The organism is Micromonospora yasonensis (assembly GCF_026013475.1).
Classification (GTDB): domain Bacteria; phylum Actinomycetota; class Actinomycetes; order Mycobacteriales; family Micromonosporaceae; genus Micromonospora; species Micromonospora yasonensis.
In genome coordinates this window covers 64,295-90,214 of record NZ_JAPDPH010000003.1, presented here as the reverse complement: position 1 = coordinate 90,214, position 25,920 = coordinate 64,295, and the positions used below count along the sequence as shown (strand labels likewise).

The window sequence follows — 25,920 nt, the reverse complement described above, 5'->3', positions numbered from 1 at the left end:
CGGGGTCGACGGGCCAACTCTTCCCGCCCACCGCCGGCGCCGAGCCGCCCGGTCGCGCCGGCGCGGTGGCCGCGCTTGATCCGCTCCCCTTGCCGCAGGTCGGCCTTTCCGCCGGCCGGAAGCCCCGCTATGCCGCATCCCGAGTGGCCTCAGCGCACGCGGGCGAGGGTCACGCCGTCGGCGATCGGGAGCATGACCACGTCGACGCGGACGTCGGCGAGGATCTCGTCGTTGAACGCGGCGATGGCGCGATCGTCGGCGTTCTGCGGGGCGAGCACCCGGCCGCCGCGCAACGTGTTGTCCACCGCGATGACCCCGCCCGGCCGCACCCGGGGCACCAACTCGTCCCAGTAGATTGGGTAGCCGACCTTGTCCGCGTCGATGAACGCGAAGTCCAGGTACCGCTCCCGGGGCAGTTCCCGCAGCGTCTCCGCGGCCGGGCCGATACGCAGCTCGATCCGGTCCTGCACGCCGGCCCGCGCCCAGTAACGCCGGGCGATGCCGGTGTACTCCTCGGAGATGTCGAAGCAGGTCAGCCGGCCGCCCTCGGTCAGCCCACGGGCGATGGCCAACGAGGAGAGCCCGGTGAACGTGCCGACCTCGACGGCCTGCCGCACACCGAGCAGCCGGGTGAGGAAGGTCAGGAACGCGGCCTGCTCCGGGGCGACCTGCATCTCCGCCTGCGCGGGCAGGGCCGCCCGTGTCTCCTCGGCCAGTTCGCGGACGACCTCGTCCGGGGTCGATCCGTGCGCCACGAGGTAGGCGTGCAGTTCCGGGGTCAGCGGCAACGGCTTCGTGCTCATGATCGGACGTTAGCCGAGATGCTCGATCTCCTGGCCCCCCGGCGCGACCTTCGTCCACAGATCGGTGACACTCAGTTCCAGTTCGGCGAGAAGACTGCGCAGCAGCGGCAGGGAGAGGCCCACCACCGTCCCCGGATCGCCCTCGATGCCGGTCAGGAACGCGGCGCCCAGCCCGTCGATGGTGAACGCCCCGGCCACCGCCAACGGCTCGCCCGTCGCCACGTACGCGGCGATCTCCGCGTCGCTGATGTCGGCAAAATGCACCGTGGTCGACGCGACCGCCTCCGCTCGCGACTCGTGGAGCACGTCGATCAGGCAGTGCCCGGTGTGCAGCACCCCGCTGCGCCCACGCATCCGCTGCCACCGCCGGGTGGCGTCCGCCGCGTCCGCCGGCTTGCCCAGGATCTCCCCGTCGAACGCCAGCACCGAGTCGCAGCCCAGCACCAACGTCCGCTCGTCCGGCGTGGAGCGCAGCCGGCCCAGCACCGCCTGCGCCTTCAGCCGGGCCAGCGCCAGGCACAACTCCTCCGCCTGGTCACTGACCACCTGCGACTCGTCAACACCGCTGACCAGCACGTCGGGTTCGATCCCGGCGGCCTGGAGCAGCTTGCGGCGGGCGGGACTCTGCGAGGCGAGCACGAGGCGCAGCGGTACGGAGGTCAACACCCCACCGACGCTACCGGCTGATCCGGGGCGGCGGATCGTCGGCACGGCGACGCCGCCGCCAGACGAGATACCCGCCGCCCGCCGCCACCAGCACACCCAACGTTGCCAGCCCGCGCGCGGTCGCCCCGTCGTCGCCACCGCCGCCCGCCTGTTCGGCCCTGGTCGGAGCGGGCGCGGTTACGTCCGACGACTCGAAGCCCAGCGGCGGCACGTCCGCGGTGAGGGCGGCGACCAGGTCGATGACGCCGTAGCCGTACTCGTCGTCCCGGCCGGGCGGGCCCTTGTCGATCGCGGTGGCGGTCAGGCGATGCGCGACCTCCTCGGCCGGGAGATCGGGGTACTTGGACCGGATGAGCGCGGCAGCCCCGGCCACGATCGCCGTGGCACTCGACGTGCCGGTGCCCTTCGAGTACTTGCCGTCGTAGCTGGTGCTGTAGATGTCGACCGCCGGTGCAACCACATCGATTTCCTGACCTGTAACTGACACTGAGGCGTGTACGCCTGTTTGATTACAGCCGCCGACGGCGATGACACCTCTTTCCGACGCCGGATAGCCAACGCTCAGATCTCCGGGTTGGTTGCCTGCCGCTGCCACTACAACGATGTTGGCCTCGAGTGCCGCCTTCACCGCCCGTTGAAGGCGAACGCTCGCCCCGGCAACCGACGAAATGCTAATTACATCGGCATGATTCGCAGTAGCCCACTCGATCCCAGCTGCGAGGAGGTCACTGCTGCCTTGTTCGATATCAGGTTGGACGCGAACGGGTAGGACTTTCGCTTGGGGGGCGATCCCGAGAGCGCCCTTGTTTCCACCTTGCCCGTGGGCTGCGATCAGCCCGGCCATAAGCGTTCCGTGGCTGGATGGCTCCTGCCGGCTGTTGCCTCCGGAGCCGATGATGTCGGCGCTTGGGAGAACGTTTCCGTCCAAGTCTGGGTGGTTATAAATCCGCGTGTCTTCTAAGGCGACGACGACGCCTTCTCCTCGGCTAATTCGATGAGCCCTTGCTGCATCTAGGTACTGCAAATGCCATTGCCTGCCTCGTACTTGATTGGGCCCTATGGAGTCATCTCTTGGGATAGCGACGGCGGTTGGAAGGAGGGCTACAGCCAGAGCCGCTGATAGTGTGACGGCCATCTGGGAAATGGCCAGATTAATCAGGTTCACCGATCAATGCCGATAGTCGGCCCAGGATCGATAGGACCACCATCATCCGGAGGCCGCATCACTGGAGCGACGCCCTTGTCAACTTCCCACGGATGGTCGGGGTCCCAGGGGCGGGACTGGCCTTCGTTAGGCAAATTGCGGCTTGTTTGCCCAGGAGGGCTGGCGGCTGCTCCTTGTGGGCCCATGCCCCGGGCCCCGCCAATCGGGGGCAGGCCATCGTGTGGACCGAATTGGGAAGCGCGACCTGATCCGGGCCGGGATCCAGCCGCACCGCTGGGAGCAGTGCCAGCACCTCCGCCGCCGATTACGCCGCCAATCGGATTAACCCGGCGAGGCGTAGGTCCCTTGCTGCCCGGTTGCCCGATCCCAGAGGCGGGCGCTCCGCCTATGAGCCCTCCAGGCGGGAGCGGGCGAAGTGGCCCGTGTGGCGGGCCGTTTCCGACCCCATTCGACGGATTCTCGAGAGGACTAAGCTGTCCACGCCCTGGGTCTGATATCCGTGCCGAAGCAGGCGCCTTTGGCCGGTGGGGCAGGGGTGGCGGTACGGGCGGCCCGAGCGGCTGGCCGGGTGTTGAGGGTGGAGTGGCGGCCGGTGCCGGGCTAGCAGGTGCTGGAACGAGACCAGGTCCTGCTCCACCGAGGATCGGCCCTGATCCAATCGCTGGTCCTGTCAAAGGTGCAGAGGGCTTGAGTGACACGGCTTCCCGGCGGGCTGCTGGCGCTTCGACCGTTGTCGGTACAGGCACGATGGGCGGAATGACGGGCATCTGGCTTGAGCTGCCCGTCGAATCACCCTCATCTGGCTGCCTGCGGAAATTTGGCTTGGGTGGAGGCTGGCGGAGCATGGCTTGGGCTTGCTGGAGTTCGCCGCTCAACCCCGCCATCAACCCCCGCGCCCGATCGTTCAGCCGCTCCAGGTCCGCGTCCGTGACTGGCGGCCGCGCGGGCAGGCGGCTGCCCGCCACCGCCTTCGGGTCGGCGAGGATCTCCTCGTACGCCTGCTTCTGCTGGAGCTTCGCCGCGTACTCGTCGTGGATCGGCTTGAGTTCGGCGCGGGCGCTGCCGATGGCGCGGGTGGCGGCGGCGAGCGCGTCGTAGTTCGCGGCGGCGGCGTCGTGGGTGCGTTGCACCTTGTCGATGAGCTGGTCCAGCTCGCCGATGTACGCCCGGGCGGCGGCGTTGGTCTCCGGCGGCCACGCCTCGGCGAGCCCGCGCCGGTACTCCCGGAGGCGGCCGAGGTGAGCCAGGGCGAGGTCGTAGACCTTGCGCCAGCCGGCGACCTGCTTCCACTGCCCGGTGGTGTCCTGGTCCTGCAGGCACGCCCACATGCTGTGCACGTCCATCAGTCGCCAGTCGGTGATTCCCCTGGTGCGGCCGCTACCCCGTTCGATCACGGCAGCACCACCGGCCCGTTTTCCGGTCCGGTCGGGTCGTGCAGCGGCGGTGTGGGACGCGGCGCGGTCGTGGTCGGCCGGGCGAGCGCCCGCTCGACGTCGGCGACGCGGGCCGCGGTGAAGGCGTCGGAGTGCTGGTACTTGCTGGCGATGAGGCCGGCGGCCTCGGCGAGGTGGCCGGTGGCGGGGACCATGCCCCAGACCACCTGGGCGGCCGCCGTCTGGGTCTCGTGATGCGCCTGGAGGAACTGCACCAGCTCGACGAAGGCGTCGGCCGGGTCGGGGATCTTCGCCTTCATGTCGTCGGCGATGTACGACAGGTGCGGGGCGTAGTTGCGCGTGACCTCGTCCTGGAGCCGGTCGGCGAACTCGCGCATCTGTCGGATGTCGGCCTCAATGCCGCCGTAGCCACGCAGCCAACCCGCAGGCTGGTTCTCCTCGGGGATCATCGACCCTCCCTGTCCGTCACCGCGCCATCTCCCTGAGTGAGGCTAATGGCTCGAACGGAATACCGGCAGCCCCGGCGCGTACCCGAGGAACGGTCAGCGGGGGAGGCCGGCGGCGCGCCACGCGCCCGGACCGGTGGCCAGCGCCGCGCCGACCGGGCGGGCGCTGCGCGCCCAGTGCGAGACGGGGGCCGGCGCGGGGGCGGCGGTGGGCCGGGTCCGCACGACGATCGCGCCGACCAGCGCGGCCAGCTCCTCGGCGGTGGGCACCCCGCGGACGATCCGGAACAGCGGCTCTTCGGCAGACATGGCCCCAGGGTACGCGTCGAGAACTTGACCTACGCCGCACAGTGGCGTGCCGGCGGTGTGCGCGTCGGAGCAGCCGGGTACCGTCTCAGCGATGTCTGACGCGCTTCCCCAACTTATCGCCGACCGGTACCGGCTCATCTCGCCGCTCGGCCAAGGCGGCATGGGTCGGGTGTGGAAAGCGCGTGACGAGGTGCTGCACCGGGACGTGGCAATCAAGGAACTGGTCCCGCCGCCCAGCCTCACCCCCGAGGAACGCCGCGAGATGCGCGAGCGCTCGCTGCGGGAGGCGCGGGCGATCGCCCGCCTCAACAACATCAACGTGGTCCGCATCTTCGACGTGCTGCGTACCGACGGCGACCCGTGGATCGTCATGGAGTACGTGCCGTCCAAGTCCTTGCAGGACACCATCGCCGAGGACGGCCCGGTGTCGCCGGCGAAGGCCGTCGAGATCGGCCTCGGGGTGCTGGGCGCCCTGAAGGCCGCGCACAAGGCCGGCATCATGCACCGCGACGTGAAGCCGGGCAACGTGCTGCTCGGCAACGACGGCCGGGTGGTGCTCACCGACTTCGGCCTGGCCACCATCCCGGGCGACCCGAACGTCACCCGGACCGGCATGGTGCTCGGCTCGCCCGCGTACATCGCGCCGGAGCGGGCGCGGGACGGCACGGCGGGCCCGGAGGCCGACCTCTGGTCGCTGGGCGCGACGCTCTACGCCGCGGTGGAGGGCAAGTCGCCGTACGCCCGGCCGTCGGCGATCGCCACCCTGGCCGCGCTGGCCACCGAGCCGCTGCCGCCGCCGAAGAACGCCGGGCCGCTCAAGCCGGTCCTTCAGGGCCTGCTGCGCAAGGACCCGAACGACCGGATCAACGCCGAGGTGGCGGAGCGGCTGCTGCGCAAGGCCACCGGCCGCCGGGCGAAGAGCATCTCGCTGCTGGACGGCGTACGTCGGCCGGGGCCGAACGGTCCGCGCGAGCCGCGCCCGCCGCTGGTGCCGGCGCCGCGTCCGGTCGACGGCCGGGCCGCGCGGCCGTCCGGCCCGCGCACGTTCGCCCCGGGTACGGCGGCGGCCGCTGGGGCGGCCGCCGCGGCCAAGGCCCCCGACACCGCCGACGCGACGCCGACCGCGAAGGTCAGCCCGCCGTCCGCCGAGCCGACCACGAAGCTCGACGCGGCGCCACAGCCTGCCGCCGACGACACCCGGGTGGACGACGCCGCCCCCGCGCTCGACGAGACGCGGGTGGACGACGCGCCGGCCGTCCAGGACACCCCGCCGGACCCGCCGAAGAACCCGACCTCCGTCCTGGCCGCGCCGGTCAGTCCGGCGCCGTCGACCGGTCGGGCCGCGGTCGTCCCGGCTACGAAGCCGGAGCGCAACCGCCGCAACCTGCTGATCGGCGCGCTGGTCGCGGTGCTGCTGATCGGTCTGGTGGTGGCGGTGCCGCTGCTGACCAGCGACGACAAGGGCGACGGCGGCGGGCAGCCGACGGGGGCCAACTCGTCGGCCCCGGCGCCGACCAGCGCCGCGCCCACCACGGCCGCGCCGAGCAGCGCCACGCCCAGCCCGACACCCTCGGCCACCCCGTCCACCGACCCGAACGCCCTGCCGGCGGGCTGGCAGATGTTCACGGGACCGAACGGGTTCGAGGTGCCGACCCCGAAGGGATGGAGGTCGCGGGTCGGCTCCGACTCCGTCACCCTGTACGAGATCGGTGGCGCCAAGCGGGTGTTGTTCATCCAGTGGACCAACTCGCCGGAGAAGGACGCGGTCGCCGACTGGAAGAGCAAGGAATCGGCGCGCAAGAACTACGTCACCGACTACAAGTACATCGACATCCAGCGCTGCGACTGGTACCGGACCTGTGCGGACTGGGACTGGTTCGAGACACGGAAGGATGGGGTCCGCCTCCACGTCCGTAACCGGGGTGTGGCCACCGCCAGCAACCGGGGCTACGCGCTGCGCTGGGAGGTTCCGGTCAGCGCCTGGAACGCCAGCCTGGCCGACTGGGACGTCATCATCAAGCACTTCAAGCCCGACCGGTGAACTGAGGGAATCCCGCCGTCGCGAAACCGGCTCGCATGGCCTTCCGTCGTCCGGGGTATTGAACCCGGCGACGACGGAAGGAGGTACGACATGAATCACCGACACAAGGACACCGGTCCCCGGCTGGCACTGTGGATGCTGGTCGCGCTCGGGGACCTCGTCCTGCTGCTGGTCAGCGCCGGCCTGTCCGTGCCGGTCGCGGTGCTCGGTGTCGTGGCCCTCGTCGTCGCGGGGGTGGCGGCGTGGCGGCTGGCCCGGCGGACCACCCTGGCCGGGCGGGGCGCGGTGCCCGTACCGGCCGGCACACGACGCAGGGCCTGACCGGGCACCACACACGACGGTGGCGGCAGCGGGACCGGCTATCGACCCACGGTGATAGCCCGTCCCGCTGCCGCCGACCTCATTGTCAGGGCTGTCAGGTGTTGTTGGCGAGGGCGATCAGCCGGGTCCGGTCACCGTTCCAGTAGTTCCGGTCGACGTTGCCGCTGATCCCGGAGACCGTGCCGCTGCTGGTGTACTGCCAGAAGCTCCAGAAGGGGGCGCCGGCCGGCAGGGTGCCGGCCGAGCCGCACCAGCAGGCGATCCACAACGGGTTGTTGGCCCACGGGGCGCTCCAGCTGCCGGTGCAGGTGTTCCACCAGCTGGTGGTGGTGTAGATGACCGCATACCGGCTGGTGCGGGCCTTGTACCGGTTGACGAAGTCGCTGATCCAGGTGCGCATCCCCGAGGTGCTCAGGCCGTAGCAGTAGCCGCCGGCGTAGGGGTTGGCCTCCAGGTCGAGCGCGGCAGGCAGGGTCCGGCTGTCGGCCGACCAGGCACCGCCGTTGTTGACCAGGAAGTCGGCCTGCGCTGCGCCGCCGGAGAGGTTCGGCCGGGCGAAGTGGTACGCGCCCCGGATCACGCCGGCGTAGTAGGCGTTGGGGTAGTTGGTGTTGAACCTCGGGTCCTTGTAGCTGGTGCCCTCGGTGGCCTTGATGAAGGCGAACTGGATGCCCGCGTTCCGGACGCTGGTCCAGTTGATCGCGCCCTGGTAGTTCGAGACATCGATGCCGGGGGTGGTCGCTGCGGCCGCCGGGGCGGCGGTGGCGACGAGGGCCGCCGCCGCGGTGGCGACGACGGTGAGACCGGTGGCGAGCAGCCGGCGTACGGACAGTCTGCGGACCATTGAAGCCTCCATGGTCGTCGATTGATTGACGACCATACTTGGAGGTAACTAACCAAGATCGCAAGAGGGCTTAAGGAAATTTTCATCGACGAGCGTCATCGCTCTCCCGGTGACTTCGGGTCGCCTCTGCGGAGCGTGGCCGGGTCGAGTGCCCAGCGGAAGGGCTCGGTGATGCTCAGCCTTTCCCCGGCCTTCGCGACCCGGTCCTCGACGTAGTGCCCGCCGTCGAGCCGGTGCAGCCGCAGGGAGTGGCTGTCCCCGTCCTGCTCCATCAGCAGGTACCAGGCGATCCGGGCGATCGCGTAGAGCTGCATCTTGACCAGACGATCGGCGGCGGCGTTGCCGGGCGAGACGATCTCGCACACCAGCCGTACCTCACCCGCCTCGATGACGGTGCCCTCGTCGTCCGTGTCCGCCACCACCACGTCGGGAATGACGATCCGATTCGCCCCGAGCCGGACGTTCACCGCCTCGAACACCAGCAGCCCATGTGGTCGGACGGCGGGCCGTAGGCTGTCCACCAGGTTCCACGACACCAGTTGGTGTCGCTTGCTCGGGGCAGGACTCACGATCAGGCTCCCGTCGAGCAGCTCGATCCGGCTGCGGCTCTCGCCCATGGCGAAGTAGTCGGCCTCGGTCCAGGGGCCGACCTGCTGGCCAAGGGGCTCGAAGGGCTCAATGGGGGCCGCGCTCACCGGCGTTCACCTCCCGCTCCGTTCGCCGCCCGGTCAGTCTCACACGATACGAGGCCGCGCCCGACGAACGACACAGGTCGGGGCGGTAGGCTCCCCGCCCATGCCCCTGATCGACGGCCTGACCACCATCTGGGACAAACTGATGAGCGCGCAGCCGGACCCGCCGCCGCTGCTGGTCCTGCTCACCGCCCTCGTCGCGGTCCTCGTGGTCGCCACCCGGCTGCCCTGGCGGATCGCCCGCAACGCGGTGACCATCGCCCACGAGGGCGGCCACGCGCTGACCGCGCGGCTCACCGGCCGGAAGCTGCGCGGCATCCGGCTGCACTCGGACACCTCCGGGCTGACCCTCTCGGCGGGCCGCCCCAGCGGCCCGGGAATGATCTTCACCCTGCTCGCCGGGTACGTGGCCCCGTCGTTGGTCGGTTTCGCCGGGGCCTGGCTGCTCGCCGGCAACCGGATCACCCTGCTGCTGTGGGTCGCCGTGGCGCTGCTGCTGGCCATGCTGATCATGATCCGCAACGTGTTCGGCGTGCTGTCCCTGCTGGTCACCGGCGGCGTGGTGCTCGCCGTCTCGTGGTACACGTCCCCGCAGGTGCAGGCCGCCTTCGCCTGGACCTCGGTGTGGTTCCTGCTGCTCGGCGGCGTACGCCCGGTCGTGGAGCTGCAGCGGCTGCGCAGCCGGGGCCGGATGCCAGAGTCCGACGCGGACCAGCTCGCCCGGCTCACCCCGTTCCCGCCGCTGTTCTGGGTGGGTGTCTTCATGCTGGCCAGCCTGGCCGCGCTGGCCGCCGGCGCGCTGCTGCTCGCCGGCCCGATCCTCACCGACGCCGGCCTCACGATCTGACGCCCCACCGAGGACGAGGGAGGCTGCCCGGCCGTGAACGAGGTGACCGCCCGGAACCGGGCCGCGTACGACCGGATCGCGGCGGACTTCGCGGCGCGCAACCCGGAGGTGCCCGCGACGTACCGGGCGCTGGCCGACGAGTTCGGGCGCCGGCTGGCCGGGCCGCTGCTCGACCTCGGCTGCGGAACCGGGCGCGACCTCGCCTTCTGGGCCGGCCGGGGCGCGGCGCCGATCGGCCTCGACCTCTCCGCGGCGATGCTGCGCGAGGCCGGCCGGGTGGGCGCGCCGCTGGTGCAGGGTGACCTGCTGCGGCTGCCGTTCCGCGCCGGCACGGTCGGCGGGGTCTGGTGCTCGGCCGCCCTGCTGCACCTGCCCAGGGCCGCCGCGCCGGCCGCCCTCGCCGGCATCCGGCGGGTGCTCCGCCCGGGCGGCCCGCTGTTGCTCAGCGTCAAGGAGGGCGAGGGGGAGGGCTGGGAACGCTGGCCCGGGGAGCGCGCCGACCGCTTCTTCGCCTGGTACCGGGCCGAGGAGGTCGAGGACCTGCTGCGGGTGGCCGGGTTCGCCCCGCTGCGACAGCGCAGTGACGTGTCGGACCACGGCCAGCGCTGGCTGTGCCACCTCGCCGAGGCGGCCTGACCCGGCACCGGGCAGAATCGGACAGATGCGGTACCTGATCATCGGAGCGGGCGCGGTCGGCGGCACCATCGGCGTACGGCTGGGAGAGGCCGGCCGCGACGTGACGCTGGTGGCCCGCGGCGCGCACCTGGCCGCGCTCCAGCAGCGGGGCCTGACCCTGCGGACGCCGGACGGCACGGTGACCCGCCGGCTGCCCGCGGTGGCCGGGCCCGACGAGCGCCCGCTGCCCGCCGACACGGTGCTGGTGCTGACCGTGAAGTCGCAGGACACCGAGGCCGCGCTGGCCACCTGGGTGGACGCTCCGGTCGAGGGCGGCGGCACGGCGGGCGAGCGCCTGCCGATCGTGCTCGCCCAGAACGGCGTCGCCAACGAGCGGGCCGCGCTGCGGCTCTTCGCCCGGGTGCACCCGGTCTGCGTGTGGCTGCCCGCCACCCACCTCGAACCGGGCGTGGTCGTCGCCAACGGGTACCCGCACCCGGGGATGCTCCACCTCGGCCGGTACCCGTCCGGATCGGACGACACCAGCCGGGCGGTGGCCGGCGACCTGACCGCCGCCGGGTTCGTCGCCCCGGTCCGCGACGACGTGATGCGCTGGAAGTACGGCAAGTTGCTCGGCAACCTGGTCAACGGCCTGCAGGCCCTGTTCGGCCGGGACGTCCCCGAGCCGCTCGCGAAGCGGGTACGCGCCGAGGGAGAGGCGGCGCTGGCCGCCGCCGGCATCCCGCACACCACCGAGGACGAGGAGGCCGCCGGGCGGGGTGACCAGGTCCAGCACCGGCCGGTCGACGGCGAGGAGCGGGCCGGCGGCTCCACCTGGCAGAGCCTGGCCCGGGGCACGGGGTCTGCCGAGGCCGACCACCTCAACGGCGAGATCGTGCTGCTCGGCCGGCTGCACGGCGTACCGACCCCGGCGAACGCGGCCGTCCAGGCCGCCGTCCGCCGGGCGGCACGCGAGCGCATCCCGGCCGGCGGCTTCCCTGTCGCCGAACTGGAGAAAATGGTCGGCTGACCCGGCAACCGCACCCCGCGCGCCAGGCGTTTCCCCTGCGACCGCCACGGGGGAGGTAACAGCGTGCCGGACGTCGACGGGTTCGACGACTTCTACCGGAGCAGCCGGCAACGGTTGCTCGGCTTCGTCTACGTGCTCACCGGCAACGTGGCCGAGGCCCAGGACGCCGTGCAGGAGGCGTACATCCGGGCCTGGCAGCGCTGGTCGACGGTGAGCGGGTACGACGACCCGGAGGCGTGGGTGCGGGTGGTGGCCAGCCGTATCGCGGTGAGCCGCTGGCGCAGCCTGCGCAGCAGGGCCCGCGCCTATCTGCGGCACGGGGCCGAGGAGAGCGTCCCGGCCCCCGGTACCGACACGGTCGAGGTGGTGGCCGCGCTGCGCCGGCTGCCCGAGGAGCAGCGCACCGCTATCGCGCTCTACTACCTGCTCGGCATGCCGGTGGCCGAGGTCGCTCGGGAGACGGCGGCCCCGGTCGGCACGGTGAAGGCGCGGCTCTCCCGAGGGCGCGCAGCGCTCGCCGGGCTGCTCGCGGTCGTGGATCTGGAGGAAGCCGCAGATGCGTGACGACGACCTGAGGTTCGTGGAACTGGTGCACCGGCAGTTGGCAGACGTCCGCTGGCCGGAGCCGACCGAGCTGCGGGGCCGCGCCCGGCGCCGCAGCCGGCGTACGGCGATGGCGGCGGCGGTGGCCGTGCTGGTGGTCGCCGGGGGTACGGCCGTCGCGGTGGCCGAGCCGCCCGGTCCGGGGCGGACATCCTTGCCACTGGCGCGTCCGCCCGTCGCGGCGAGCGCGGAGGTACCCGCCGAGGCGCTGCTGTCGCGTGCCGACCCGGCCATGAAGACGCTGGAAGCGACGGCCGACATCCAACTCGGCGAGTCGGGCCTGGGTGAGCCGGTCCGGGTCGACACCTGGCTCGAGACGTGTGCCCGGTCCCACGGGGCGGCGGTGCAGCCGGTGGCCTCGCGCTATTCCCGGTCGCAGAACCTGCTGGAGAACCTGGCGGCGGGGCAGAGCAACACCCCGCGGCCGGTGCTCGCCCAGGACGTCTACCGGACGGTCCCCGGCACGGCCCGCCGGGTGTTCGACGACCTCGACCGGTTCGTCGCGCTCTGCGCGACCTGGCAGGCGCCGCCGGCGCAGCGGAACGCGACACCGGTCCTGCATCGTTGGCAGATCACGGACCGGGGCTTCGCCGGCGATCGTGCCGTCGTGCTGCGACACACCGAGTCACAGGGGACGAGCGGGCACATCGTCCGACCCGACCAGAAGCTCGACGTACGCGTGGTCGTCCAGGTCGGTGACCTCGTCACGGTGATCATGCCCGATATGGGCGGGATGGTGTACCCGACCGGCGTCGTGCCCTGGACCACCGATCAGCAGCTACGGACGCTGGCCCGAGGCGCCGCCGCACGGCTGTGCCCCGCCGCCAACCCACGCTGCTGACGCGGACGGACCGGCCCCCGCCGGTGGACGGTGGGAGCCGGCCGCGGGGTCGGTCAGAGCGGGATGTTGCCGTGCTTCTTTGGCGGCAGGGTCTCGCGCTTGGTGCGCAGCACCCGCAGCGCCCGGACGATCTGGGTACGGGTCTCGTGCGGCGGGATCACCCCGTCGACGTACCCGCGCTCGGCGGCGATGTACGGGTTGGCCAGGGTGTCCTCGTACTCGGCGATCTTCTCGGCCCGGACGGCGGCCGGGTCCTCGGCGTTGGCCAGCTCGGAGCGGTAGAGGATGTTCACCGCGCCCTGCGCGCCCATCACCGCGATCTGCGCGGTGGGCCAGGCGAAGTTCAGGTCGGCGCCGAGGTGCTTGGAGCCCATCACGTCGTACGCGCCGCCGTACGCCTTGCGGGTGATCACGGTGACCTTCGGGACGGTGGCCTCGGCGTACGCGTAGATGAGCTTGGCGCCACGCCGGATGATGCCGTCCCACTCCTGGCCGGTGCCGGGGAGGAACCCGGGTACGTCCACGAAGGTCAGCACCGGGATGTTGAACGCGTCGCAGGTCCGCACGAACCGGGCGGCCTTCTCCGAGGCGGCGATGTCGAGGGTGCCGGCGAACTGCATCGGCTGGTTGGCGACCACGCCCACCGGGCGGCCCTCGACCCGGCCGAAGCCGACCACGATGTTCTGCGCGTACAGGGGCTGGACCTCGAGGAACTCGCCGTCGTCGAGGACGTGCTCGATCACCCGGTGCATGTCGTACGGCTGGTTCGCCGAGTCCGGGATCAGCGTGTCCAGCTCCCGGTCCGCGTCGGTGATGTCCAGCTCGGCCGGGGCGGCGAAGATCGGCGGCTCGTCCAGGTTGTTCGACGGCAGGTACGACAGCAGCGCCTTGACGTACTCGATGGCGTCCTCCTCGTCGGTGCCGAGGTAGTGCGCGTTGCCGCTGCGGGCGTTGTGGGTACGGGCGCCGCCCAGCTCCTCCATGCCCACGTCCTCGCCGGTGACCGTCTTGATCACGTCGGGGCCGGTGATGAACATGTGCGAGGTCTGGTCGACCATCACGGTGAAGTCGGTGACCGCCGGGGAGTAGACCGCGCCGCCGGCGCAGGGGCCCATGATCAGGGAGATCTGCGGGATGACGCCGCTGGCCCGGACGTTGCGGAAGAAGATCTCGCCGTAGAGGCCGAGCGAGGCGACCCCCTCCTGGATCCGCGCGCCCCCCGAGTCGTTGATGCCGATGACCGGGCAACCGATCTTCATGGCCAGGTCCATCACCTTGACGATCTTCTCGCCGAAGACCTCGCCGAGGGAGCCGCCGAAGACGGTGAAGTCCTGCGCGAAGACGCAGACCTGCCGGCCGTCCACCGTGCCGTAGCCGGTCACCACGCCGTCTCCGTACGGCCGGGTCTTCGCCAGCCCGAAGTTGGTCGAGCGGTGCCGGGCGAACTCGTCCATCTCGACGAACGAGCCCTCGTCGAGGAGCATCTCGATCCGCTCCCGGGCGGTCTTCTTGCCCCGCGCGTGCTGCTTCTCGACCGCCCGCGCCGACCCGGCGTGCACCGCCTCGTCGAGCCGCCGCTCCAGGTCCGCCAGCTTCCCGGCGGTCGTGTGGATGTTGATCCCGGTCTCGGTAGTCACCCACGGAATATAACGATGGTTCAGGTCGGGTGCCGCTGTGCAGTGCGCCTCACCGGCTTCCCAGCGACCGGCACGGTGTCGGGCCGTAGGCTGACGGGATGCCCGGCTCGCCGTACACGGATCTGGACCGCCCGCCGCTGTCGGCGGCCCGGCTGCGGCGCGCGCTGGTCGCCCCGCACGGACCGTGGCGCCGGCTGGAGCTGCGCGCCGAGACCGGCTCCACCAACGCGGACGTGGTCGAGGCCGCGCGAGCCGGCGAGCCGGAGGGACTCGTGGTGGTCGCCGAGCGGCAGACCGCCGGGCGGGGCCGTCGCGGCCGGGTCTGGCAGTCGCCGCCCCGGGCCGGTATCGCGACGAGCGTCCTGCTCCGCCCCGGCGAGGCCGTCGCGGAGCGTGGCTGGTCGCCCGTGCCACCCCAGGGGTACGGCTGGCTGCCGCTGCTCGCCGGGGTGGCCCTGGTCGAGGCGGTGGTCCGGCTGGCGGAGCTGGACGCCCGGCTGAAGTGGCCCAACGACCTGCTGATCGACGGTGCCAAGTGCGCCGGGGTGCTCGCCGAGGCGGTGCCGGGCGAGTCGCCAGCCCAGCCGCCCGCGATCGTGGTCGGTATCGGCCTCAACGTCACCCTCCGTGCCGACGAGCTGCCGGAGAACCCGACCGGGCTGCCGGCCACCTCGCTCCAGCTCGCCGGGGCCGCCGCCACCGACCGGGATCCCCTGCTGCGTGCCCTGCTCCGCGCCCTCGCCGACTGGTACGACCGGTGGCGCTCGGCGGGCGGCGACGCGGTGGCCAGCGGGCTGCGGGACGCGTACGTGGCGGCCTGCGCCACCGTGGGGCGCCCGGTCCGGGTGCTGCTCCCCGACGGCCGGGAGGTGCACGGCACCGCCAGCGGGGTGGACGCCGACGGCCAGCTCCTGGTCGACGCGGCGGACGGCCCGTTGCGCCTCGCTGCTGGCGACGTGCTCCACCTGCGGTGAAAGAAAGGGCCCCCTGTTAACGCCTCCGGTAGAGGAGGGGCCCCCTATTAACACGCCGCCCGGTGGCGGCGCCCCGCCAGCGGCACCGGCCGCGTGGCCGATCCCGCGGGATGCGTCGACCGGTTACGGTCAGCGCGTCCTGTTCTGCGAGGAGGTTCCCGTGGCGTTCCCCGAAGACGTGCTCACCGAGGACGAGCACGTCGTGCTGCACCTGCACCCGCACTGGAAGGCCCTGATCCGGCCGATCCTGGTGCTGGTGCTCGCCGTCGCGGCGGTGGTCGCGGGCTGGGTCCTGCTGCCCGACGGCACCGGCGGCACCATCGCGCTCTACGTGATCGCCGCGCTCGGCCTGGTGCTGGTGCTCTGGCTGGGTCTGTGGCCGTTCCTGGTCTGGCGTACCACCCACTACCTCTTCACCAACGAGCGGGTGCTGCTCCAGGAGGGCGTGTTCTCCCGCAACCGTCGGGACCTGCCGCTGACCCGGATCAACGACCACTCGATGCACCAGAAGTTCGTCGAGCGGCTGCTCGGCTGCGGCACCCTGACCATCGAGTCGGCGGGTGAGCGGGGCCAGTCGGTGCTCACCGACGTACCGCACGTGGACAAGGTGCAGACGAAGCTCTACGAGTTGGTCGAGGCCCACCACGACAAGCACAGCCTGGGCGACGGCGAGATGCGCGAGATCCTGGCCGACATGGCCGAGGGCAAGCCCCTCCGCGACCCCTCCGCCTGATCCCGGCTTCCGCCCTATCCCGCCTGCGATGATCAAGGAGTTTGCGTCGGAACGGCTCGGAAATCTGACGCAAACTCCTTGATCGACGGGCACGGCGCACGGGCATGGTGCACGGGCGCGGCGGCGCGGGCCCGGTCAGGCGGTCAGCGGCGAGGGTAGCGGCGCGGGGTGGGCTGGAGTTCGGCGGCGAGCTCGGCGTCCAGGGTGGCGCCGAGGCCGGCGTCCGCCGGGGCCGGACGGCCCTGCGGCGGGGTGTAGTCGGCCCGGCGGTCGGTGGCCCGGTCGGTCGCCTTGCCCACCTGGCCGGCCCGCTCGCCGGGCCGGGGCTCGGACTCCTCCAGCTCGCTGACCGACTCGGCCAGCTCGGCCACCGGGTCCAGCTCCCCCACGTTGTCCCACTCGTCGCGCGGGATGGCGTGCCAGTTCTCCTTGGCGTGCTGCGGTGCCGGCTGGAAGACGAAGGTCCGGTACGACCAGAACCGGAACAGGGTGGCCAGCAGGACACCGCCGGTCTTCGCGACGTTCAGCATCAGCAGGCTGGTCACGCCCAGGCCGTACTTCGCCACTGCCAGGACACCGAGTTCGATGAGCAGGCCGGTGGCGTTGAACAGGAAAAACAAGGCGTATTCGCGCTTGAGTGCCGAACTCGGTCGGTCCCGGTACGTCCAGTGGCGGTTCATCAGATACGACGTGATCGTCGCCACGACGGTCGCGACCACCGTCGCCTTGAGCTGGCCGTTGCGGAAAACCGTGAGTGCCAGCGCATTGAACACCGCGTAATTGATGACGGTGTTGATGCCGCCGACGATGCCGAATTTGAGCGCCTCGTGGACGAACTTCTGCCAGCGCTCGGGCAGTAGACGGACAAGAGGCATGCGGAACACCTTAGGGCAGCGGGCAGGGCCGGCTCGGCCCGGCGAGACGGGGTGGGCGGTAGGTCACGCCCTGGACTCTCGGTCGTGGCTCGTTCCCGGAACGGGGGGAGTTCCCGCCTCCACGAAAACGAACCGCCGGTACGACCAGAATCGGAACAGCGTCCCGAGGCCGGTGCCGACGATGAAGCTGGCGATGTTGTCGGCCAGCGGGGTCTGGAACACCGCGGGCCAGACGGCACCCAGCCCGTAGCGACTGATCGCGAGGCAGGCGACCGCGATCCCCAGGCCCACCCCGTTGAAGAAGAAGAAGAGCGCGTACTCCCGGGCCGGGTGGGAGCGCTGGCGGTGCCGCCAGGTCCAGAACCGGTTGCCGACGAACGCCACCGTCGCCGCGATCACCGTGGAGATGGTCTTCGCCGCCACCGGCGGCAGGTGCCTGACGCTGGCCAGGTAGTTGAAGAGCACGAGATCGACCAGGAACGCGAACCCGCCCACCGTGGCGAACTTGCTCAGTTCGCGGACCAGGTGCCCGAAGCGGTCGGCGAGCGCGCCGAGCGGACCCGGACGGGTGCGCGGAGATCCCTTCTGGTCCCGGGTCATCGGCACGGCCACTCGCTGAGGGTACCGGTTCCGAGCACATGGGAGCGGTAACAAGCGAGGAGTGGGACCAGGCGTGCCCGCGGGCCCGGCACCGTCCGTGGACCAGCCGCCGGTTCCGATCTCCGTGAGCGGAGCGTAACTCGGTGTCGCGGAATTGTGGATGGGATCACGGAACCGTCGTCGGCGGCACCGACGTTCGCTTCCGCGCATCGTGCACCCGCGGACGGCCGGTGCCGCCGGCACTCGGCGAAGGTTCTCCACAAGATTTGCGTGAAACTGCGCGCGAAAGCGGGTATCAGATCGCGATGCCGCAGCGTGGCCCTACCTTGTGCAGTTCTTCACAACCAGTCCCACTGACTCGCGAGGCAGCCCGGTTTACGCTGAGCCCAATCCCAGGTTTCCACGAAGGCGAAGCACATGCTCGCCAGAACTCGTGCATCCCATACATCGGTCAGCGTCGACCACAAGGAGATGTGACATGGTTGCTCCGGCTACTGTTCGGGGTATCGATCAGGCCCCGACGTCCCACCCCAAACTGCTCGCCTGGGTACGTGAGGTCGCGGAACTGACCACCCCCGACCGGGTGGTCTGGGTGGACGGGTCCGATGAGGAGTGGCGCCGCCTCACCGACGAACTCGTCGAGAGCGGCACCCTGATCCGGCTGAACCCCGAGAAGAAGCCCAACTCGTTCTACGCGCGGACCGACCCGACGGACGTCGCCCGGGTCGAGGAGCGCACCTTCATCTGCTCGGTCGACGAGGCGGACGCCGGCCCCACCAACAACTGGATGGCGCCGGCCGAGATGAAGCGGACGATGACGGAGCTGTACCGCGGCTCGATGCGCGGGCGCACCATGTACGTCATCCCGTTCGTCATGGGCCCGGTCGAGGCGAAGAGCCCGATGTTCGGCGTCGAGATCACCGACAGCCCGTACGTGGTCGCGTCGATGCGGATCATGACCCGGATGGGCGCGAAGATCCTGGCGGCCATGGGCGACGACGCCGACTTCGTGCACGCCCTGCACTCGATCGGCGCCCCGCTCGCCCCGGGCCAGCAGGACGTGGCCTGGCCGTGCAACGACACCAAGTACATCTCGCACTTCCCGGAGACCCGGGAGATCTGGTCGTTCGGCTCGGGCTACGGCGGCAACTCGCTGCTGGGCAAGAAGTGCTACTCGCTGCGGATCGCCAGCGTGATGGGCCGCGACGAGGGCTGGCTCGCCGAGCACATGCTGATCCTCAAGATCACCTCGCCCGAGGGTCGGGTCTACCACGTCGCCGGCGCCTTCCCGTCGGCCTGCGGCAAGACCAACCTCGCCATGCTGGAGCCGACCGTCCCGGGCTGGAAGGTCGAGACCATCGGTGACGACATCGCCTGGATGCGGTTCGGCCCGGACGGCCGCCTCTACGCGATCAACCCGGAGTACGGCCTCTTCGGCGTCGCGCCGGGCACCGACTGGAAGACCAACGCCAACGCGATGCGGACGCTGGACCGCGGCAACTCCATCTTCACCAACGTGGCCCTCACCGACGACGGCGACATCTGGTGGGAGGGCATGGGTGAGCCGCCGGCGCACCTGATCGACTGGAAGGGCAACGACTGGACGCCGGAGAGCGAGAACCTCTCCTCGCACGCGAACAGCCGGTTCTGCACCCCGATCACCCAGTGCCCGATCCTGGCCGACGACTACTACGACCCGAATGGCGTGCCGATCGACGCGATCCTGTTCGGCGGCCGGCGTCGGGACACCGTCCCGCTGGTCACCGAGGCCCGGGACTGGGTGCACGGCGTGTACCTGGGCGCGACCCTCTCCTCGGAGACCACCGCCGCCGCGTCCGGCGCGGTCGGCGTGGTGCGCCGCGACCCGATGGCGATGCTGCCGTTCATCGGCTACCACGCCGGCGACTACTTCCGGCACTGGATCGAGATGGGCAAGGGCGCCGACGGCGACGAGTCCAAGCTGCCCAAGATCTACTACGTCAACTGGTTCCGGAAGGACCCTGAGGGCAGCTTCCTGTGGCCGGGCTTCGGGGAGAACTCCCGGGTGCTCAAGTGGATCATCGAGCGGATCGAGGGCCGCGCCGAGGCCGTCGAGACCCCGATCGGCCTGGTCCCCGCCCAGGACGCGCTCGACGTCGAGGGCCTGGACATGACCCCGGAGGACGTGCGGATCGCCCTCAAGGTCGACCCGGAGGAGTGGCGCAAGGAGCTGCCGCTGGTCACCGAGTGGTTCGAGAAGTTCGGCGACAAGCTCCCCGGCGTCCTCTGGGCCGAGCTGGACGCGCTGCGCGCCCGCCTCGACGCGGAGCCGCAGAAGTAGAGGTGTGACGGTTGCCCGTACCGGGCACCATCGGATCCCATGAGGACGGCCGCCGAACCTGTCGAGGTCCGGCGGCCGTCCGCCGTCCGGGCGCTCACCACCCTGCTCGCCGTCACGGCGGCGGCCACCGTCGTGGTCGAGCTGCTCAACTACTGGTACGCCCCGGAGCAGGGGTCCGGTCTCGCGGTACGCACCGGCTGGGCGATGCTCCGTTCGTTCGGCTTCCTGGTGCTGATCGGGCACGTCGGCCGGGGCCGGGTGGTGGCGAAGCCGTTCGGGCTGATCCTCGCGATCACCACGGTCTTCGCGGTGGGGCGGCTGGTCGTACCCCGGTCCGGGGTGCCGCCGCTGCCCGGCCTGCTCGGGTTCGGCGTGCTCACCGCGCTCTGCGTGGCCGTGGTGGTGCTGCTCTACCGGTCGGACGCGGTCGGCGACCACCTGGTCCGGCACCGCAAGGGGCTGGTCGTCTCCGGTGGCGTGATCTCCTGGCGGGAGGTGACGCCGAAACGCCCGCCGGTCACCGGCTGGCTGCTCACCGCCCGGGTCGCGGCGTTCACCTACAGCCCGCTGATGCTGGTCCCGGCGCTGGTCGCCGGCGGGTCCATCCTCGACGGACGGCTGAGCGCCGTACCGGCGGTGCTGTTCTGGATCGCCGCCGGCATCGCGGTCAGCCACCTGGTGCTCTTCTGCGCCGCGTTCCTCGTGCGGGACCGCCCCTGGGCCCGGAAGTTCCTGGTTCTCATCACCCTCGGCACCGTCGCGACCGACCTCCCGCTCTGCTGGTGGCTCCTCCACCTGGACGGCCTCATCCGCGACGGGGCGCCCCTGCTGGCCGCCGCCCTCCTGACCCTCTTCTCCCTCCACCGCGCCACCCGCGCCACCCGAGTTGATCAAGGAGTTAGCGTCCGGAAAGGACGAAATCCGGACGCAAACTCCTTGGTCACCTGACTGTTGGTGGGGGGTTGGCGGGCGGTGGGGGAGGATGGCGGGGTGGCGGACGAGTACGACGTGATCGTGGTCGGGGCCGGGCCGGCGGGGGCGGCGGCGGCGCTGGCCGCCCGTCGCGACGGGGCCCGGGTGCTGCTGCTGGACCGGTACGACTTCCCCCGGGACAAGGCCTGCGGCGACGGCATCGCGGCGCACGCCCTCGACGTCCTCGCCGAGCTGGGGGTGGCCGGGGCGGTCGACGGATACCCTCCGCTGCCCGCGTTGCGCCTCGTCGGCCCGGGCGGTGGCACGGTGGCCCGGGCGCTGCCCCGGCCCGCGTACACGGTGCCCCGGCAGGTGTTCGACGCCCGGCTCGTGGCGGCGGCGGTCGCGGCCGGGGCGGAACTGCGCCGGCACACGGTACGCCGGGTGGAGCCGGGCGCCGACCGGGTGGTGCTTGACGGGGTGCTGGCCGCGCGGGCGGTGGTCGGGGCGGACGGGGCCGGCTCGGTGCTGCGCCGGGCGCTCGGCCACCCGGTCAACCCGGACCGGCACCTCGCGCTCGCCATCCGGGGGTACGCCCCGGCCCTCCCCGGGCCGCCCGAGCAGCTCATCGTCACCTCGTCGCCGCGCTGGCCGGCGTACGCCTGGTCCTTCCCGATCGGCGACGGCCGGGCGAACGTCGGGTACGGGGAGGTGCTGCGCGGCGAGCCGCTGACCCGCGCCCACCTGCTGGACCGCCTGGCCGCCCTGCTGCCCGGCACCGACCCGGCCACGGTGACCGACCTCCGGGCCCACCACCTCCCGCTCTCCACCCACCGGCCGGCGCCCGGCCGGGGCCGGGTGGTGCTGGCCGGCGACGCGCTCTCGTTGATCAACCCGTTCACCGGTGAGGGGATCTTCTACGCGCTGCGGTCCGGGGCGCTGGCCGGCGCGGCGGCCGCCACCGGCCCCGACCGGGCCGCCCACCGGTACGCCGACAGCCTCCGCCGCCGGCTCGGTACGCACCTGCGGCACAGCTCGACTGCGGCCTGGCTGGCCCGGCGGCGGTGGGTGGTGGACGGGGCGGTCCGGGCGGCCCGCCGGGACGACCGGGTCTACCGGATCGTGGTGGAGCTGGGGCTGGGCGACGGTCGTCTCGACGCCCGTACCCTGGCCAAGATCGGCATCGGTCTTGCCCGTGTGATGCCGCAACACCGGCCGCTGGATGGGCCACCGCACCACTGATCTTCAGCGCGGGTCGCTACCCTGCAAGGTGATGACTCTGCGGAAACTCCTTTACTCCGTGTACGAGCGCCGGCTGACGGCGAAGCTCGCGGGCAAGCCGGTGCCCGGGCACGTCGGCGTGATGTGCGACGGCAACCGCAGGTGGGCCCGGGAGATGGGCTTCGTCGACCCGAACGACGGTCACCGGATGGGCGCCGAGCGGATCAAGGAGCTGCTGCGCTGGTGCGACGCGGCCGGTGTCGGGCACGTCACGCTCTGGCTGCTCTCCACCGACAACCTGTCCCGGCCGGCCGCCGAGCTGGATCCGCTGCTCCAGATCATCGAGGACCTCACCACCGAGCTGGCCGAGGAGGGCAACCCCTGGCGGCTGCGGATGGTCGGCGCGCTCGACGTGCTGCCCGCGCAGCACGCCGCCGCCCTCAAGGCGGCCGAGGAGCGGACCCGGGACCGCAACGGTGGGGCACAGGTCAACATCGCCGTCGGGTACGGCGGCCGGCGCGAGATCGCCGACGCGGTCCGCTCGCTGCTGCTGGAGCACGCGGCGAACGGCGGCACCGTCGAGGAGCTGGCCAACTCGATCGACGTCGACCACATCTCCGAGCACCTCTACACCAAGGGCCTGCCGGATCCGGATCTGATCATCCGGACCAGCGGCGAGCAGCGCCTCTCCGGCTTCATGCTCTGGCAGAGCGCCCACTCCGAGTTCTACTTCTGCGAACTCAACTGGCCCGACTTCCGCCGGGTCGACTTCCTCCGTGCCCTCCGCTCGTACGCCACCCGCCAGCGCCGCTTCGGCGTCTGACGCCCGCACCGCCCCCACCGCCCGCACCCCCGCGACCCTCGCGGCGATCTTGCAGTTCGGGTTGGCCTTTCGCGGGCTCGTGTCGCTTTCGCCCCCGCCCAAACCGCAAGATCGCCGGGCGGGCGAGCGTGGGTCAGTGGAGGTGGGGGAGGGCTTGGGTGAGGAAGTCGGCCAGGGCGGCGGGGGAATCGAGGGTGAGGTCGGCGGCGTCGGCCACCTCGTGACCGGTCTCCGGGTTGGCGACGGCCACGCAGACGCCGAGGAACTCCGGGTCGGCGGTGGCCCGGGCGCGCAGCGCCGCGAAGGCCTTGATGTCGGAGACGTCGTCCCCGAAGTACCAGGCGCCGCCGGCGTCCTGGACCACCTCGTCGATGACCATGCCCTTGTCCCGGTCGACCGGGGGCTTCAGCTCCAGCACCATGCGCCCCGCCTGGCAGCGCAGGCCCAGCCGGTCGGCCTGCGCCCGACCCCACTCCTGCACCAGGTCGCCGAGCTGCGGAGCGGTACGCCAGTGCAGCGCCACGGAGAGCCGCTTGAACTCCACCAGGGCACCGGGCGGCAGTTCGGCACGGGCCTGCTCGGCCAGCTCGGTCATGGCGGGCACCCAGGGCAGGGCGGCCGGCTCGGTGACGGTCTCGCCGCCGGAGTGACTGTGCTCCAGGCCGTAGAGCCCGTAAAGGTCGATGCCGGCGAGCCCGCCGAGGTGGTCGCGCAGGAACTCCACCGGGCGGGCCGAGACGATGGCGATCCGGCGTACCCGGGGGGCGAGCGCCTCGAGCGCGGCCAGGACGTTCGGCGCGGGCTGGACCGCGGTGGGATCGTCGTCGACCGGCGCGAGCGTGCCGTCGAAGTCGAAGAAGAACACCACGTCGGCCGCACGGGCGGCGGTGGCACGCCACGCGTGCCCGGCGTCCAACGGGGTCTTCGGCTGCTGGTTGCCCAGATTCAACGGCGGCACGCGCGACAGCGTACCCCCGGCACAGCGGCGTATTCGTGGCCGAGATGGGACTTTCCGCAGGCGCTCAGGTCAGCGTTCGGCGGCTCCCCGTTCCCGGCGTCCGAACGGCACCACCGCCGCGTCCTGGCCGTGGCTGAGCAGGTAGCCCTCCACGAAGCCGGTGTTCCGGTCGCCGGTGTGCGCCTCGATCTCGTTGAGCCGCGCCACCAGGAACTCGGTGAGCGCGCTGACCCGGTCGTTGAGCCGGTCGTGCAACTCGGCGACGACGGCGAGGACCACCGCGGTGCCGGCCGTGGTGAGCGCGAAGAGGTTGACGACCAGGGGAAGCTGCCCGCCGTTCAGTACGCCGACCACCACGTTGCCGGTCACGCAAGATGTCACCGACACCACCGCGACCACGACTGCCAACCATTTCAGGGTCATGGACAGACCCTCCTTCTGTCCCGCTGGGCTGAGTTCGGCTGTGTCCCGTCCCCCCGCCGATGACGAGCCCCGAGCAGTACAAACAGGGACGCTAGCGTGTCCGATCCGCCCCCGGAGCGAAACGATCGGGTCTGCCCTTCCATTCTTTCGCCATCTGAGGAACGCTTCCCCAGGTCAACTATCCGGCCTGCCTGCCTCGTTTTCCGGAATCGACCGGCAACGTGGGACGGTAGGCGAGATAACGAATGGTTTCCCGGATGTGGAACTTCTCCGCGTCGGAGACGTTCGGGTCCACCAGCCGGCGCAGCAGTGCCTCGACGTCCGGGTCCATCGGCGGCGGGGTGGGGGCGGTCCGCGGCGGGGTGGCCCGGTCCCAGCCGAGCGCGGCGAACGCCGCGGCCGGGTTGAGGCCCAGCCCTTCGCAGAAGGCGACCACCCGCTCCGCCTCGGGATCACTGGCCCAATCGCCGCGTACCCAGCGGTTGATGGTCTGTCGGGAGACGCCGGTGCGTCGGGAGACCTCGGTGCCGCTCCAGGCCCGCATGGCGCGCGCGTCGTCCAAGGCGCGGCGGACGAAGGTGGCGAAAGCGATCTTCCGTGCGTTGGCCGTCTCGGTCACCCCGTGACGGTACGGCCAGTCGCCCGTCCCGGGCTGGCCTGGCACGCTGCTGTCACGCTGACGTGACGGCGACCTCGGCTTTCCGGTAAACGATTCTGTGCTGCGTCTGAGGGGTGCCACCTGGGCAGAATAGATGGACGCGAGGGTCGCGGTAAACAGACGAAAAGCTGATACTGTCACGCCCATGAGACAACTTACGGTGTGTCACGTGCATGAGACGATCAGTGCTCACATGCGTCACTCCGCGGGCGCCGAGGGGGCCTCGTGACCGAGCTCGCGACCCGTGCCCAGGCCTTCGGCCTGATCGCGGACGGCGTGGCCGCCGGGCTCAGCGCCCCGTGGCGTCTCTACCTCGCAAGGGGCTGTCGCTACCTCTCGTTGAGCGTCGGCGACCGGGCCGAGTGGAACGCCTGGCGTACCCACCTCGGCTGCCCGGAGCTGAGCGTCCGGGTCTACGACGCCGGCGGCGAGATCCGGCGGGCCTCGGTGGCCGAAGTGATGCTGGACGGCTGCCGGATCAGCGTGGAGCTGGTCGAGGAGGTCAGCACCGACGACCTGGAGCGGCTGCTGGTGGTGGACCCCCTGGCCGAGCCGGAGGAGCGATGAGCCCGTTCCTCGCCGTCGTCCTCGTGCTCGTGCTCGGCTCCACCTGCTACGCCGCGGGCCGGCTGCACGGCCAGCTCAGCTACCGGATCGGCTACCGGTTCGGTTACCGGCAGGGGTACTTCGACGGTGACCGCGGCGCGTGGAACCGGCGGCGCCGGGACGCGCAGGCCGCGATCGCCTCGGCGCTGGCCCGCCCCGCCCCGGCGACGGTGACCGCCCCGGCGCCCCGTGCCACGGCCCCCTTCGCCGGTACGGCCGTCCCGGCCGCGGTCGCCGCCCGGCCGGCGCCCGGCCCGTCCCCCCGCGCCACCGCGACCGCACAGCTCGGTGGGCTGGCCAGCCGGACGGGCACCACCTACACCGGATCGTCGTTCACCTCGTCGGCGGGCGGCCGGCAGACCGGAACGCTGGTCCGGCGGCAGGGCTGAGGCCCACCCAGGACACGGTGCGGTGCCCGCGGCGGACCCGCACCGTCGGAGTCACCTCAGACCGGTGACGGTGGCTCCCGCCGGCCGGCCGGGATGCGCGCAGGGGGCATGCATCCCGGCCGGCTCCGCCGTACGCCGTTCATCTCCCGGACGGGTGGGATCCGCCGCTGCCCA

Annotated in this window: 29 protein-coding genes; 16 read left to right on the top strand and 13 right to left on the bottom strand. The window is 71.6% G+C overall.

Annotation, left to right across the window (positions count from 1 at the left end):
* Positions 1-149: 149 nt before the first annotated feature.
* From ONA70_RS01585 to ONA70_RS01575, 3 genes are read right to left on the bottom strand one after another with little or no spacing between them, the layout of a single operon-like run.
* On the bottom strand, positions 150-803 hold the full coding sequence (locus ONA70_RS01585; RefSeq protein WP_265004487.1) for an O-methyltransferase: 654 nt from the start codon (positions 801-803) through the stop codon (positions 150-152).
* Positions 804-812: 9 nt separating this feature from the next.
* Complete coding sequence (locus ONA70_RS01580; RefSeq protein WP_265004486.1) at positions 813-1,469, bottom strand: Maf family protein; 657 nt, start codon at positions 1,467-1,469, stop codon at positions 813-815.
* Between the two features lie 10 nt (positions 1,470-1,479).
* Positions 1,480-2,604 carry a S8 family serine peptidase gene (locus ONA70_RS01575; RefSeq protein ID WP_265004499.1) on the bottom strand — a complete coding sequence of 375 codons (1,125 nt, stop codon included), beginning with the start codon at positions 2,602-2,604 and terminating at the stop codon, positions 1,480-1,482.
* A gap of 957 nt (positions 2,605-3,561) precedes the next feature.
* On the opposite strand from ONA70_RS01575, the gene ONA70_RS36645 reads away from it, so the two are divergent.
* On the top strand, positions 3,562-3,732 hold the full coding sequence (locus ONA70_RS36645) for a hypothetical protein (protein ID WP_319956126.1): 171 nt from the start codon (positions 3,562-3,564) through the stop codon (positions 3,730-3,732).
* A 292-nt stretch (positions 3,733-4,024) separates the two neighbouring features.
* Here ONA70_RS36645 and ONA70_RS01565 read toward each other — a convergent pair whose 3' ends face one another.
* Positions 4,025-4,477: a hypothetical protein gene (locus ONA70_RS01565; protein ID WP_265004485.1), complete on the bottom strand. Its 453-nt coding sequence runs from the start codon at positions 4,475-4,477 to the stop codon at positions 4,025-4,027.
* A 93-nt stretch (positions 4,478-4,570) separates the two neighbouring features.
* On the bottom strand, positions 4,571-4,783 hold the full coding sequence (locus tag ONA70_RS01560) for an acyl-CoA carboxylase subunit epsilon (protein ID WP_265004484.1): 213 nt from the start codon (positions 4,781-4,783) through the stop codon (positions 4,571-4,573).
* A gap of 91 nt (positions 4,784-4,874) precedes the next feature.
* Here ONA70_RS01560 and ONA70_RS01555 point away from each other — a divergent pair, with 91 nt between their 5' ends.
* Entirely contained in the window at positions 4,875-6,824 is a 1,950-nt protein-coding gene (locus tag ONA70_RS01555) for a serine/threonine-protein kinase (protein WP_265004483.1), read from the top strand.
* A 90-nt stretch (positions 6,825-6,914) separates the two neighbouring features.
* Positions 6,915-7,145 carry a hypothetical protein gene (locus ONA70_RS01550; protein ID WP_265004482.1) on the top strand — a complete coding sequence of 77 codons (231 nt, stop codon included), beginning with the start codon at positions 6,915-6,917 and terminating at the stop codon, positions 7,143-7,145.
* A 94-nt stretch (positions 7,146-7,239) separates the two neighbouring features.
* Here the strand turns inward: ONA70_RS01550 and ONA70_RS01545 are convergent, their stop codons facing one another.
* Entirely contained in the window at positions 7,240-7,989 is a 750-nt protein-coding gene (locus ONA70_RS01545) for a GH25 family lysozyme (RefSeq protein WP_265004481.1), read from the bottom strand.
* 95 nt (positions 7,990-8,084) lie between these two features.
* Positions 8,085-8,684, bottom strand: coding sequence for a Uma2 family endonuclease (locus ONA70_RS01540; RefSeq protein ID WP_265004480.1), 600 nt, complete (start codon positions 8,682-8,684; stop codon positions 8,085-8,087).
* 100 nt (positions 8,685-8,784) lie between these two features.
* Between ONA70_RS01540 and ONA70_RS01535 the strand changes: the two genes are divergently transcribed.
* The 5 genes from ONA70_RS01535 (at position 8,785) to ONA70_RS01515 (ending at position 12,617) form a co-directional block, all read left to right on the top strand.
* Positions 8,785-9,528 (top strand): M50 family metallopeptidase, encoded by a 744-nt coding sequence (locus ONA70_RS01535; protein ID WP_265004479.1) that lies wholly within the window; start codon positions 8,785-8,787, stop codon positions 9,526-9,528.
* 33 nt (positions 9,529-9,561) lie between these two features.
* On the top strand, positions 9,562-10,164 hold the full coding sequence (locus ONA70_RS01530; RefSeq protein ID WP_265004478.1) for a class I SAM-dependent DNA methyltransferase: 603 nt from the start codon (positions 9,562-9,564) through the stop codon (positions 10,162-10,164).
* A 25-nt stretch (positions 10,165-10,189) separates the two neighbouring features.
* A complete protein-coding gene (locus ONA70_RS01525; RefSeq protein ID WP_265004477.1) occupies positions 10,190-11,173 on the top strand; it encodes a ketopantoate reductase family protein in 984 nt (327 codons plus the stop codon).
* 63 nt (positions 11,174-11,236) lie between these two features.
* A complete protein-coding gene (locus ONA70_RS01520; RefSeq protein WP_265004476.1) occupies positions 11,237-11,737 on the top strand; it encodes a SigE family RNA polymerase sigma factor in 501 nt (166 codons plus the stop codon).
* Positions 11,730-12,617 carry a hypothetical protein gene (locus ONA70_RS01515; protein ID WP_265004475.1) on the top strand — a complete coding sequence of 296 codons (888 nt, stop codon included), beginning with the start codon at positions 11,730-11,732 and terminating at the stop codon, positions 12,615-12,617. Before ONA70_RS01520 ends, ONA70_RS01515 begins: the two co-directional genes overlap by 8 nt.
* A gap of 53 nt (positions 12,618-12,670) precedes the next feature.
* Here the strand turns inward: ONA70_RS01515 and ONA70_RS01510 are convergent, their stop codons facing one another.
* Entirely contained in the window at positions 12,671-14,254 is a 1,584-nt protein-coding gene (locus ONA70_RS01510; protein WP_265004474.1) for an acyl-CoA carboxylase subunit beta, read from the bottom strand.
* Between the two features lie 98 nt (positions 14,255-14,352).
* Between ONA70_RS01510 and ONA70_RS01505 the strand changes: the two genes are divergently transcribed.
* On the top strand, positions 14,353-15,228 hold the full coding sequence (locus ONA70_RS01505) for a biotin--[acetyl-CoA-carboxylase] ligase (RefSeq protein WP_265004473.1): 876 nt from the start codon (positions 14,353-14,355) through the stop codon (positions 15,226-15,228).
* 160 nt (positions 15,229-15,388) lie between these two features.
* Positions 15,389-15,961: a PH domain-containing protein gene (locus tag ONA70_RS01500; protein ID WP_265004472.1), complete on the top strand. Its 573-nt coding sequence runs from the start codon at positions 15,389-15,391 to the stop codon at positions 15,959-15,961.
* A gap of 143 nt (positions 15,962-16,104) precedes the next feature.
* Here the strand turns inward: ONA70_RS01500 and ONA70_RS01495 are convergent, their stop codons facing one another.
* Together ONA70_RS01495 and ONA70_RS01490 are read right to left on the bottom strand one after the other, a co-directional pair.
* The gene (locus ONA70_RS01495) at positions 16,105-16,836 is read right to left on the bottom strand and encodes a GtrA family protein (protein WP_265004471.1); all 732 of its coding nucleotides are present in this window, start codon (positions 16,834-16,836) and stop codon (positions 16,105-16,107) included.
* A gap of 63 nt (positions 16,837-16,899) precedes the next feature.
* Positions 16,900-17,490, bottom strand: a complete 591-nt coding sequence (locus ONA70_RS01490) for a GtrA family protein (RefSeq protein ID WP_319956124.1) — start codon at positions 17,488-17,490, stop codon at positions 16,900-16,902.
* Between the two features lie 424 nt (positions 17,491-17,914).
* Between ONA70_RS01490 and ONA70_RS01485 the strand changes: the two genes are divergently transcribed.
* Genes ONA70_RS01485 through ONA70_RS01470 form a run of 4 tightly spaced genes read left to right on the top strand, consistent with a single transcriptional unit; the run spans position 17,915 to position 22,712 of the window.
* Positions 17,915-19,756, top strand: a complete 1,842-nt coding sequence (locus ONA70_RS01485) for a phosphoenolpyruvate carboxykinase (GTP) (protein ID WP_265004469.1) — start codon at positions 17,915-17,917, stop codon at positions 19,754-19,756.
* A gap of 39 nt (positions 19,757-19,795) precedes the next feature.
* Positions 19,796-20,704: a hypothetical protein gene (locus ONA70_RS01480; RefSeq protein ID WP_265004468.1), complete on the top strand. Its 909-nt coding sequence runs from the start codon at positions 19,796-19,798 to the stop codon at positions 20,702-20,704.
* Between the two features lie 24 nt (positions 20,705-20,728).
* Complete coding sequence (locus ONA70_RS01475; protein WP_265004467.1) at positions 20,729-21,910, top strand: geranylgeranyl reductase family protein; 1,182 nt, start codon at positions 20,729-20,731, stop codon at positions 21,908-21,910.
* Positions 21,911-21,941: 31 nt separating this feature from the next.
* A complete protein-coding gene (locus ONA70_RS01470) occupies positions 21,942-22,712 on the top strand; it encodes an isoprenyl transferase (protein WP_265004466.1) in 771 nt (256 codons plus the stop codon).
* A 133-nt stretch (positions 22,713-22,845) separates the two neighbouring features.
* Here the strand turns inward: ONA70_RS01470 and otsB are convergent, their stop codons facing one another.
* From otsB to ONA70_RS01455, 3 genes are all read right to left on the bottom strand, one after another.
* Positions 22,846-23,670, bottom strand: coding sequence for a trehalose-phosphatase (otsB, locus tag ONA70_RS01465; RefSeq protein ID WP_265004465.1), 825 nt, complete (start codon positions 23,668-23,670; stop codon positions 22,846-22,848).
* Between the two features lie 69 nt (positions 23,671-23,739).
* The gene (locus tag ONA70_RS01460; RefSeq protein WP_265004464.1) at positions 23,740-24,093 is read right to left on the bottom strand and encodes a hypothetical protein; all 354 of its coding nucleotides are present in this window, start codon (positions 24,091-24,093) and stop codon (positions 23,740-23,742) included.
* A gap of 178 nt (positions 24,094-24,271) precedes the next feature.
* Complete coding sequence (locus tag ONA70_RS01455) at positions 24,272-24,712, bottom strand: helix-turn-helix domain-containing protein (protein WP_265004463.1); 441 nt, start codon at positions 24,710-24,712, stop codon at positions 24,272-24,274.
* Positions 24,713-24,976: 264 nt separating this feature from the next.
* On the opposite strand from ONA70_RS01455, the gene ONA70_RS01450 reads away from it, so the two are divergent.
* Together ONA70_RS01450 and ONA70_RS01445 are read left to right on the top strand one after the other, a co-directional pair.
* On the top strand, positions 24,977-25,318 hold the full coding sequence (locus ONA70_RS01450; RefSeq protein WP_265004462.1) for a hypothetical protein: 342 nt from the start codon (positions 24,977-24,979) through the stop codon (positions 25,316-25,318).
* Positions 25,315-25,746 (top strand): hypothetical protein, encoded by a 432-nt coding sequence (locus ONA70_RS01445; RefSeq protein WP_265004461.1) that lies wholly within the window; start codon positions 25,315-25,317, stop codon positions 25,744-25,746. Before ONA70_RS01450 ends, ONA70_RS01445 begins: the two co-directional genes overlap by 4 nt.
* Positions 25,747-25,920 lie beyond the last annotated feature (174 nt).